8 protein-coding genes and 1 pseudogene are annotated in these 10,688 nt (G+C 71.5%); 7 read left to right on the forward strand and 2 right to left on the reverse strand.

Features of this window, described 5'->3' with window-relative positions:
- The 4 genes and pseudogenes from ONA70_RS30440 to ONA70_RS30455 all read left to right on the forward strand — a co-directional run.
- Positions 1–206, forward strand: a pseudogene (locus tag ONA70_RS30440) (septum formation family protein); the annotation flags it as partial.
- Positions 207–267: 61 nt separating this feature from the next.
- Positions 268–2,007, forward strand: a complete 1,740-nt coding sequence (locus ONA70_RS30445; RefSeq protein ID WP_265009943.1) for an L-aspartate oxidase — start codon at positions 268–270, stop codon at positions 2,005–2,007.
- The gene (gene nadC / locus ONA70_RS30450; protein ID WP_406601275.1) at positions 1,992–2,900 is read left to right on the forward strand and encodes a carboxylating nicotinate-nucleotide diphosphorylase; all 909 of its coding nucleotides are present in this window, start codon (positions 1,992–1,994) and stop codon (positions 2,898–2,900) included. The genes ONA70_RS30445 and nadC overlap by 16 nt, the downstream gene beginning before the upstream one ends.
- Before the next feature lie 17 nt (positions 2,901–2,917).
- Positions 2,918–3,676: a type III pantothenate kinase gene (locus ONA70_RS30455; RefSeq protein ID WP_265009945.1), complete on the forward strand. Its 759-nt coding sequence runs from the start codon at positions 2,918–2,920 to the stop codon at positions 3,674–3,676.
- A gap of 56 nt (positions 3,677–3,732) precedes the next feature.
- Here the strand turns inward: ONA70_RS30455 and ONA70_RS30460 are convergent, their stop codons facing one another.
- On the reverse strand, positions 3,733–4,527 hold the full coding sequence (locus ONA70_RS30460) for a class I SAM-dependent methyltransferase (RefSeq protein ID WP_265009946.1): 795 nt from the start codon (positions 4,525–4,527) through the stop codon (positions 3,733–3,735).
- A 94-nt stretch (positions 4,528–4,621) separates the two neighbouring features.
- Here ONA70_RS30460 and lysS point away from each other — a divergent pair, with 94 nt between their 5' ends.
- The 3 genes from lysS to ONA70_RS30475 all read left to right on the forward strand — a co-directional run bounded on the left by lysS (position 4,622) and on the right by ONA70_RS30475 (position 9,658).
- Positions 4,622–6,130 carry a lysine--tRNA ligase gene (lysS, locus tag ONA70_RS30465; RefSeq protein ID WP_265009947.1) on the forward strand — a complete coding sequence of 503 codons (1,509 nt, stop codon included), beginning with the start codon at positions 4,622–4,624 and terminating at the stop codon, positions 6,128–6,130.
- A 113-nt stretch (positions 6,131–6,243) separates the two neighbouring features.
- Entirely contained in the window at positions 6,244–6,594 is a 351-nt protein-coding gene (locus tag ONA70_RS30470; protein WP_265009948.1) for a histone-like nucleoid-structuring protein Lsr2, read from the forward strand.
- 526 nt (positions 6,595–7,120) lie between these two features.
- Complete coding sequence (locus tag ONA70_RS30475; protein WP_265009949.1) at positions 7,121–9,658, forward strand: ATP-dependent Clp protease ATP-binding subunit; 2,538 nt, start codon at positions 7,121–7,123, stop codon at positions 9,656–9,658.
- 171 nt (positions 9,659–9,829) lie between these two features.
- Here ONA70_RS30475 and ONA70_RS30480 read toward each other — a convergent pair.
- Positions 9,830–10,688, reverse strand: an 859-nt coding sequence (locus ONA70_RS30480; protein ID WP_265009950.1) for an HhH-GPD family protein, incomplete at its 5' end; no start/stop codon positions are given.

Here is a 10,688-nt window from a genome sequence, read left to right on the forward strand (position 1 = left end):
GCAACAGCGTCCTCGCGAAGTACGTGGGCGTCCCCGACGACCGGATCCTGCGGTTCCGCAGCGGCGTGGTGGTACGCCCACCGGGCGCCGGCCGGTGGGCCGCCGGTGACCGCGGCGTCCGCTGCTACCTCTGGCTCACCGACCGGACGGTGACCGCCTCGCTCAAGGGGGCCGGTCCGGCCGGCCTGCCGGTCCGGACGAGGTAGCCGAAACCACTCGTGCCGCCCCCGCCGCCCGAGATGAGGGGCGTTCGGGTTGACTGTGCTCATGGACCTTCCGACCGTCGACCTGCCGGCCCTGCCCCGGCTGCTCGCCGCGCCCGCGCCCGGCTGGGTGGAGACCACCGACGTGATCGTGGTCGGCTCCGGGGTCGCCGGGCTCACCGCCGCGCTCCATCTGCGCGAGGCGGGGTTGCACGTCACCGTGGTCACCAAGGTCGACATGGACGAGGGCTCCACCCGCTGGGCGCAGGGCGGCATCGCCGCGGTGCTCGACCCGGCCGACACTCCGGCCGCGCACGCGTACGACACCGAGGTGGCTGGCGTGGGCCTGTGCGACCCGGCGGCGGTCCGGGTGCTGGTGGAGGAGGGGCCGACCCGGCTGCGCGAGCTGATGCGGATCGGCGCGGAGTTCGACCGCAACCCGGACGGCTCGCTGATGCTCACTCGGGAGGGCGGCCACCGGGCCGACCGGATCGTGCACGCTGGCGGCGACGCCACCGGGGCCGAGGTGCAGCGGGCGCTGCACACGGCGGTCCACCGCGACCCGTGGATCCGGCTGGTCGAGCACGCGCTCGTGCTGGACCTGCTGCGCGCCCCGGGAGACGGCCCCGACGGGCTCGGCCCGGCCTGCGGTATCACCCTGCACGTGCTCGGCGAGGGCAGCGAGGACGGCGTCGGGGCGATCCTGGCCCGCGCGGTGGTGCTGGCCACCGGCGGCCTGGGCCAGATCTTCGCGGCCACCACCAACCCGGCGGTCTCCACCGGCGACGGCGTGGCGCTGGCCATGCGGGCCGGGGCGGCGGTCACCGACGTGGAGTTCGTCCAGTTCCACCCGACCGCGCTGATCGTGCCGGCCGGCGGCCCCGGCGCCGGGCTGGCCCAGCAGCCGCTGGTCTCCGAGGCGCTGCGCGGCGAGGGCGCCCACCTGGTCGACGGCGACGGCAAGCGGTTCATGGTCGGTCAGCACGAGCTGGCCGAGCTGGCCCCCCGGGACGTGGTCGCCAAGGGCATCCACCGGGTGCTGCTCGCCACCGGGCGACAACTCCAGCTCGGCGCGTCTGACGCCGCGCCGCGACCTGGAGCCGTCGCCGCGGACCACGTCTGGCTGGACGCGCGCCACCTCGGCGGGGACTTCCTGGCCGGGCGGTTCCCGACCATCGTCGCCTCCTGCCTGGCCATCGGCGTGGATCCGGCCACCGACCTGATCCCGGTCGCCCCGGCCGCGCACTACGCCTCCGGCGGCGTCCGTACCGACCTGCGCGGCCGCACCTCCATCCCCGGCCTGTACGCCTGCGGCGAGGTCGCCTGCACCGGGGTGCACGGGGCGAACCGGCTGGCCAGCAACTCGCTGCTGGAGGGGCTGGTCTTCTCCCGCCGGATCGCCGAGGACATCGCCGCCGGGCTGCCCGAGCAGGCGAAGCCGGCGGAGACCGGCGCCTGGGTGGGCGGCCAGGGCTGGCTGGTGCCGGCCGAGGGCACGCCGGTCCTGCAGCGGGCGATGACCCGGGGCGCGGGCGTGCTCCGCTCGGCGGAGACCCTGGCCGCCACCGCCGGCACGCTGACCGAGCTGGGGCAGGGCCGGGGCACCCCGCGGACCGCCGACTGGGAGGCCACGAACCTGATCACCGTGGCGTCGACGCTGGTCGCCGCCGCGTACACCCGCCGGGAGACCCGGGGCTGCCACTGGCGGGAGGACTTCCCGCTCGCCGACGACCGGTGGCTGGGCCACCTCGTCGGCGGGATCGGGACGGAGAGCCGGTTGACCGAGCGATGGGAGGCACAGTGAGGGAGTCGACGGAGCGGGCGCTGCGCGACGGTGGCCTGGACCCGGCGTGGGTACGGCGGGTGATCGTCGACGCGTTCACCGAGGATCTCGGCCCGGATTTCCTCGACGTCACCAGCGTCGCCACCATCCCCGAGACGCAGAACGACACCGGTGACCTGGTGGCCCGGGCCGACGGCGTGGTGGCCGGGCTGCCGGTGGCCGCGGCCGTGTTCGAGCTGGTGGGCGAGGTGACGGGGGCGGACCGTACGGTCGAGGTGTCGCTGGTGGCCCAGGACGGGCAGCGGGTGGCGCGGGGCGACGTGCTGGCCACGGTGACCGGCCCGACCCGGCTGCTGCTTACCGCCGAGCGCACCGCGCTCAACCTGCTCTGCCGGATGTCCGGGGTGGCCACCCACACCCGGGCCTGGGCCGACGCCCTGGCCGGTACGAAGGCGATGGTGCTCGACACCCGCAAGACCACCCCCAACCTGCGCGCCCTTGAGAAGTACGCGGTGCGGGCCGGCGGTGGCACCAACAAGCGGATGGGCCTGCACGACGTCGCCATGATCAAGGACAACCACAAGGTCGCCGCGGGCGGTGTCGCGGCCGCCTACCGGCGGGTCCGGGAGGCGTTCCCGGACGTGCCGGTGCAGGTGGAGGTGGACACCCTGGCCGAGGCGGTGGAGGCGGTCGAGGCCGGCGCCGACTTCCTGCTGCTGGACAACATGACCCCGGCGCAGCTGCGCGGGGTGGTCGCCGCGGTGGGCGACCGGGCCGAGCTGGAGGCGACCGGCGGGCTGACCCTGCCGGTGGTGGCCGAGTACGGCGCGACCGGCGTCGACTTCCTCTCGGTGGGCGCGCTGACCCACTCCTCGCCGATCCTGGACATCGCCCTGGATCTGCGCGAGGAATGAGCGTCTAGGCTGCGGTCGTGCTGCTCTGCATCGACATCGGAAACACCAACACCGTGCTGGCGACCTTCGACGGCGACAAGCTGGTGCACTCCTGGCGGATCAAGACTGACGCCCGTTCCACCGCGGACGAGCTGGGCCTGATGTTCCGGGGGCTGCTGGCCGGTGACGCCGTGGAGATCACCGGGGTGGCGGCCTGCTCGACGGTGCCCGCCGCGCTGCGCTCGCTGCGTACCATGCTGTCCCGCTACTACGCGGACCTGCCCAGCGTGATCGTCGAGCCGGGGGTACGCACCGGGGTGCAGCTCGCCATCGACAACCCGAAGGAGGTGGGCGCGGACCGGGTGGTGAACACCCTGGCCGCGTACACCCTCTACGGCGGGCCGTCGATCGTGGTCGACTTCGGCACCACCACCAACTTCGACGTGATCAGCGGCCGGGGCGAGTTCCTCGGCGGTGCGTTCGCGCCGGGCATCGAGATCTCCTTCGACGCGCTCGCCGCGCGCGCCGCCCAGCTCCGCAAGGTGGAGGCCACGAAGCCGCGCTCGGTGATCGGCAAGAACACCGTGGAGTGCCTCCAGGCCGGCCTCTACTTCGGGTTCGCCGGGCAGGTGGACCGGATCGTCGAGCGGATGACCGAGGAGTTGGGCGAGGTGAAGGCGGTGATCGCCACCGGCGGGCTGGCCTCGCTGGTGCTCAACGAGTGCCGCACCATCACCCACCACGAGCCGATGATCACCCTCATCGGCCTGCGGATGGTCTACGAGCGGAACCTGTGAGGAAGGGTTCCTTTTAACGCCTCTGGTAGAGCAGGGGCCCCCTGTTGACACCGTGCTCAGCGGCGACGGGAGCGGAAGACGAGCGTCCGGTAGGGCAGCTCGACGGTTTCCCGGCCGGCCAGGTCCGGGTGGGTGGCGAACAGGTCCCGCAGCTTCCGGTCGATTCGCTGCCGCTTGTCCGGTGGGGCGGTGAGCCAGTACGAGCGGGTGTGCAGCATGCCCACCACCTCGTCCGGCGTCAGCGTGGTCACGTGGGCGAACTCGCCCAGCTCGACCGGCTCGAAGGCGGGGCCGAAGTCGCGGTACTTCTCGGTCACGTCACCGCTGTTGTCGCCGAGGAGGGCGATCCGGCCCAGTTCCGCCACCCAGCCGACCCGCTCGTCCCGGACGTTCCAGATCGGCGCGAAGGTGCCGCCGGGCGGTAGCACCCGGGCGATCTCGGCGTGCGCCCGCTCCTGGTCGAACCAGTGGTAGGCCTGGCCGACCAGGACCGCGTCCGCCGCGCCGTCCGGCAGCGGCACCGACTCGGCGCTGCCGGCCAGGGCCGTCGTGCCCGGGGTGGCGGCCGCCAGTTGCGCCCGCATCCCCGGATCCGGTTCCACGGGTACGACCTGCGACAACTCCAGCTCGGCGCGTCTGCCGCCGCGCCGCGACCTGGAGCCGTCGTGGTGCCAGAGCGCGAGCACCCCCCGGGTGAGGATGCCGGTGCCCGCGCCGAGGTCCACCACCCGGGCCGGCGCGGCCAGCCCGTCCAGCGCCCAGCGCAGGGCGGCCTCCGGATAGCGGGGGCGGAACCGGTCGTACTCGGCGGCGGCGGCGCCGAAGGAGAGCGCCTGAGTGGGGTCCGTCATGGGCGGCAGGTTATCCCGTAACGGTCGGCAGGGCCCTTGAGTACGCTCATGGGCTGACCCGCCGATATTTCTCTCCAAGCCTGAGGAAGCTGCCGTGATCGAGCAGAACGCCCTGCCAGTGGACCCCGCCGACGACCTTCCGGAGCAGATGAAGGTCCGCCGGGAGAAGCGGGACCGGATGCTCGCCGAGGGCGTCGAGCCGTACCCGGTCGGTTTTCCGCGGACCACCACCCTGGCCGCGATCCGCGAGCGCTACGCCGACCTGCCCACGGACACCGCCACCGGCGACCGGGTCTCGGTCACCGGTCGAGTGATCTTCGTACGCAACACCGGCAAGCTCTGCTTCGCCACCCTGCGGGACGGCGACGGCACCGAACTGCAGGCGATGCTCTCGCTGGACCGGGTCGGCGCGGACCGGCTGGACGACTGGAAGCGCCTGGTCGACCTCGGCGACCACGTCGGCGTCAGCGGCGAGGTGATCACCAGCCGGCGCGGCGAGCTGTCGGTGCTGGTCGAGGAGTGGGCGGTCACCGCCAAGGCGCTCCGCCCCCTGCCGGTCGCGCACAAGCCGCTGAGCGAGGAGGCCCGGGTCCGCCAGCGGTACGTGGACCTGGTGGTCCGCCCGCAGGCGCGGCAGATGGTGCGTACCCGGGCGACGGCGGTGCGCAGCCTGCGCGACACCCTGCACGCGCAGGACTTCATCGAGGTCGAGACCCCGATGCTGCAGTTGCTGCACGGTGGCGCCGCGGCCCGCCCATTCGTGACCCACAGCAATGCGCTCAACACGGATCTGTATCTGCGAATCGCGCCGGAACTGTTTCTGAAGCGGGCCGTCGTCGGTGGCGTGGACCGGGTCTTCGAGATCAACCGCAACTTCCGTAATGAGGGCATCGACTCTTCGCACTCGCCGGAGTTCGCGATGCTCGAGGCGTACCAGGCGTACGGCGACTACCACACCATGGCCGAGCTGACCCGAAATCTGGTGCAGCAGGCGGCGATCGCGGTCGCCGGCTCGACGGTGGTCACCCACGCCGACGGCCGCGAGTTCGATCTGGGCGGCGGGTGGCGGTCGGTCACGCTCTTCGGGGTCCTTTCCGAGGCGCTCGGCGAGGAAGTCACGGTCCGCACCGAAAGGTCCCGCCTGGTCGAGTACGCGGACAAGGTCGGACTCTCCGTCGACCCGAAGTGGGGCCCGGGCAAGCTGGTCGAGGAGCTTTTCGAGGAACTCGTCGTCCCGTCGCTGCAGGCGCCCACCTTCGTCCTGGACTACCCCGAGGAGACCAGCCCGCTGACCCGGGCGCACCGCAGCGAGCCGGGGCTGGCCGAGAAGTGGGACCTCTACGTCCTCGGGTTCGAGCTGGGCACCGCGTACTCCGAGCTGGTCGACCCGGTGGTGCAGCGGGAGCGGCTGGTGGCCCAGGCGCAGCTGGCCGCGCGCGGCGACGACGAGGCGATGCGACTGGACGAGGACTTTCTCCGGGCGATGGAGTACGGAATGCCGCCGGCCGGGGGTATGGGAATGGGAATCGACCGTCTTCTGATGGCGCTGACCGGCCTCGGAATTCGGGAAACGATCCTGTTCCCGTTGGTCCGGCCGGAGTAGCGCGACACCCGTCTCCGGGTCGTTACCGCGACCTATTGACGCGGCAAGCATCTGACGGGTTATTGTGCTCCTATATTGCAGGAGCACAACCCTGCTCGAAAGGAATGTGGGACGTGGCCAAGCAGATCATTCACAAGCTGGTCGATGACCTGGACGGCGGGGACGCTGACGAGACCGTCAAGTTCGCGCTCGACGGTGTGCAGTACGAGATCGACCTCTCAGCTTCCAACGCTGAACAATTGCGCGGCGTATTCGCTCAGTACATCGCGCACGGGAGCAAGGTCGGTCGTGGTGGCGTGGTCGTCGGCGGCCGGGCCGCGCGGGGCCGGGGCGGCGCGACCGCCGACCGCGAGCAGAACAAGGCGATCCGGGCCTGGGCCAAGCGGACCGGCAAGGACATCTCCGACCGCGGCCGCATCCCGCAGGAGATCGTCGACGAGTACCACGCGACGGCGGGCCACTGAGCCGACCAGCAGCCCGCACGGGCGACACCGACGCCGGACCGGAGTGCGACTCCGGGCCGGCGTCGCCGTTTCCGCCCCCGTGCGCCGTCTGTCCGGCCCGCCGCCGGCGTTGCCGAGGCCGGCGGTACGCGCGTCGAGTGGTCCGCTGCCGGTGGGAAGAAACCGGGGCCCGACGTAGTTGTCCACAGGCAGTGGAAATTCCATCCACAGGCTGTGGATGACCGGCGGTCGGCAGCGAAGCCGTCGCCGTGGGTCCGGGAGTCACCCGGGAGGCCACGACCGGCCTTTTCCACCGACGGTCGAATTTCGCTCTGCGCGTACAGGCAGGGGTACCGGAACACCTCCTGAGCGCGGACGGTTGTCAGAAACGACGCGTGAACGGCCATTCGCGGGGACACACGACCTCAGCGGAGTCGGTCCGCGGCGATAGAGTAAGGAGGCACGGACGCCCGTCCCGGACGTCCGCGCACCGGCCCCGCCAAGATCTTGACCATCAAGGCGCACGGCACGTGAGGAGCACGAGGGCATGTTCGAGCGGTTCACCGACCGAGCGCGACGGGTTGTCGTCCTGGCCCAGGAAGAGGCCCGGATGCTCAACCACAACTACATCGGTACGGAGCACATCCTGCTGGGCCTGATCCATGAGGGTGAAGGCGTCGCGGCAAAGGCCCTGGAGAGCCTCGGCATCTCCCTCGAGGGCGTCCGTCAGCAGGTCGAGGAGATCATCGGCCAGGGCCAGCAGGCGCCGAGCGGGCACATCCCGTTCACGCCGCGGGCCAAGAAGGTGCTGGAGCTGTCCCTGCGCGAGGCGCTGCAGCTCGGCCACAACTACATCGGCACGGAGCACATCCTGCTCGGCCTGATCCGTGAGGGTGAGGGCGTCGCCGCCCAGGTGCTGGTCAAGCTCGGCGCCGACCTCAACCGGGTCCGCCAGCAGGTGATCCAGCTGCTCTCCGGCTACCAGGGCAAGGAGCCGGCCGCGGCGGGCGCCGCGCCGGGCGAGGCCGCGCCGTCGACCAGCCTGGTGCTGGACCAGTTCGGCCGCAACCTGACGCAGGCCGCCCGCGAGGGCAAGCTCGACCCGGTCATCGGGCGCGAGAAGGAAATCGAGCGGGTCATGCAGGTGCTCTCCCGCCGTACCAAGAACAACCCGGTCCTGATCGGTGAGCCCGGCGTCGGTAAGACCGCCGTGGTGGAGGGGCTGTCCCAGAAGATCATCAAGGGCGAGGTGCCCGAGACGCTGAAGGACAAGCAGCTCTACACGCTCGACCTCGGTGCCCTGGTCGCCGGTTCCCGCTACCGCGGTGACTTCGAGGAGCGCCTCAAGAAGGTGCTCAAGGAGATCCGTACCCGGGGCGACATCATCCTGTTCATCGACGAGATCCACACCCTGGTGGGTGCGGGTGCCGCCGAGGGCGCGATCGACGCCGCCAGCATCCTCAAGCCGATGCTGGCCCGTGGTGAGCTGCAGACCATCGGCGCGACCACGCTGGACGAATACCGCAAGCACCTGGAGAAGGACGCCGCGCTCGAGCGCCGCTTCCAGCCGATCCAGGTGGGTGAGCCCTCGCTGGCCCACACCATCGAGATCCTCAAGGGCCTGCGGGACCGCTACGAGGCGCACCACCGAGTGAGCATCACCGACGCGGCTCTCGTCGCGGCCGCGACGCTGGCCGACCGGTACATCTCCGACCGCTTCCTGCCGGACAAGGCGATCGACCTGATCGACGAGGCCGGTGCCCGGATGCGGATCCGCCGGATGACCGCGCCGCCAGACCTGCGCGACTTCGACGAGCGCATCGCCCAGGTGCGCCGCGACAAGGAGTCCGCGATCGACGCGCAGGACTTCGAGCGGGCCGCCCAGCTCCGCGACAAGGAGAAGCAGCTCCTCGGCCAGAAGGCTCAGCGGGAGAAGGAGTGGAAGGCCGGCGACCTGGACGTCGTCAGCGAGGTCGACGACGAGCAGATCGCCGAGGTGCTCGGCAACTGGACCGGCATCCCGGTCTACAAGCTGACCGAGGAGGAGACCTCGCGCCTGCTGCGCATGGAGGACGAGCTGCACAAGCGCGTCATCGGCCAGGAGGACGCGGTCAAGGCGGTCTCGAAGGCGATCCGGCGTACCCGGGCCGGCCTGAAGGACCCGAAGCGCCCGTCCGGCTCGTTCATCTTCGCCGGCCCGTCCGGCGTCGGTAAGACCGAGCTGTCCAAGGCGCTCGCCGAGTTCCTGTTCGGCAGCGAGGACGCCCTCATCCAGCTGGACATGTCCGAGTTCCACGACCGGTACACGGTGTCCCGGCTGGTGGGTGCCCCTCCCGGCTACGTCGGCTACGACGAGGGCGGGCAGCTGACCGAGAAGGTGCGTCGTCGGCCGTTCTCGGTGGTCCTCTTCGACGAGATCGAGAAGGCCCACCCGGACGTGTTCAACACGCTCCTCCAGATCCTGGAGGACGGGCGGCTCACCGACGGTCAGGGCCGGATCGTGGACTTCAAGAACACGGTCATCATCCTGACCACCAACCTCGGCACCCGGGACGTCGCCAAGGCGGTCTCGCTGGGCTTCCAGGCCTCTGAGGACTCCGAGTCCAACTACGACCGGATGAAGCAGAAGGTCAACGACGAGCTCAAGCAGCACTTCCGGCCCGAGTTCCTGAACCGGATCGACGACACCATCGTCTTCCACCAGCTGCGCGAGAACGAGATTCTGTCGATCGTCGACATCATGATCTCCCGCATCGAGACCCAGCTGCGGAACAAGGACATGGGCCTGGAGCTGACCGACAACGCCAAGAAGTACCTGGCGAAGAAGGGCTTCGACCCGGTGCTGGGCGCGCGGCCGTTGCGTCGCACGATCCAGCGCGACATCGAGGACAACCTCTCCGAGCGGATCCTCTTCAACGAGCTGACCCCGGGTCAGATCGTGGTGGTGGACTGCGAGGGTGACCCGAGCGACATCGACAAGTCCAAGCTCGTCTTCCGGGGCGCCGACCGGCCGGTGGCCGTGCCGGACGCGGTCCCGGCGGACCTCGGCGGCACCGCCGCCACGGGCGCGGACGACGCGGCGTAAGCGTCGGGCAGATCTGACACAGGGCGGCGGCCCCGGTAGGCGAAAGCCACCGGGGCCGTCGCCTTTCCGCGCTCCCGCCTCGTCCGCCTTATGCCTCGCCTTGATCAACACAAGCTGCGGCAAACCGCGCCTTCGCTGCCTGCATCAGACCGGATTGCCGTAACCCGTGGGTCAGCTCCGCTGGGTGAGGGGGACCGGGGGGCCGTCGCCGATCAGGCGGAAGGATGCCTCGCCGATTGGCTCGACGAGACCGTCGGTGACCAGCCCGGCGAGCGCCCGGGCCCGCTGCACGTCGTCGTGCCAGACCTGGTCCAGCCGTTGGTGCGGCACCGGGGCGGTGGCCTCCCGGAGCACCGCGAGCAGCAGGCCGCGTACCTGACGGTCGGTGCCGGCGTAGCGCTGGGGGCGGCGGGTGGGACCGGCCGGCGCCTCCTGGCCGGAGGCCCGCCAGGCGCAGACCGACTCGACCGGGCACACCTCGCAGCGTGGGGCGCGGGCGGTGCAGACGACCGCGCCGAGCTCCATGAACGCGGCGCTGGCCAGGGCCGCGGCGGCGGGCTCGGTGGGCAGCAGTTCCTCGGTGGCGACCAGGTCGGCGGGGCGGGTGGCCGGACCGGCGTCCGGCTCGCCCGCGATCGCCCGGCAGACCACCCGGCGTACGTTGGTGTCCACCACCGGATGCCGCTGCCCGTACGCGAAGGCGGCCACCGCCCGGGCCGTGTACGTGCCGACGCCCGGCAGGGCCAGCAACTGGTCCAGCCGGTCCGGCACCTCCCCGCCGTGCCGCTCCACGATCGCCACCGCGCAGTCGCGCAGCCGGACCGCCCGGCGAGGGTAGCCGAGCCGTCCCCACATCCGGATCGCCTCCGCCGGGGTGTCCTCGGCGAGCGCGAGCGGCACCGGCCAGCGGGCCAGCCACGCCTCCCACGCGGGCAGCACCCGGACCACCGGCGTCTGCTGGAGCATGACCTCGCTGACCAGGATCGCCCAGGCGCCGACGCCCGGCTTCCGCCACGGCAGGTCGCGGGCG

Source organism: Micromonospora yasonensis (genome assembly GCF_026013475.1).
Classification (GTDB): Bacteria; Actinomycetota; Actinomycetes; order Mycobacteriales; family Micromonosporaceae; genus Micromonospora; species Micromonospora yasonensis.

What these genes read in the sequence shown, in the direction of transcription:
- ONA70_RS30445 (WP_265009943.1), top strand. Translation starts at nt 268, where the DNA reads ATGGACCTTCCGACCGTCGACCTGCCGGCCCTGCCCCGGCTGCTCGCC.
- nadC (WP_406601275.1), top strand. Translation starts at nt 1,992, where the DNA reads ATGGGAGGCACAGTGAGGGAGTCGACGGAGCGGGCGCTGCGCGACGGT.
- ONA70_RS30460 (WP_265009946.1), bottom strand. Translation starts at nt 4,527, where the DNA reads ATGACGGACCCCACTCAGGCGCTCTCCTTCGGCGCCGCCGCCGCCGAG.
- ONA70_RS30475 (WP_265009949.1), top strand. Translation starts at nt 7,121, where the DNA reads ATGTTCGAGCGGTTCACCGACCGAGCGCGACGGGTTGTCGTCCTGGCC.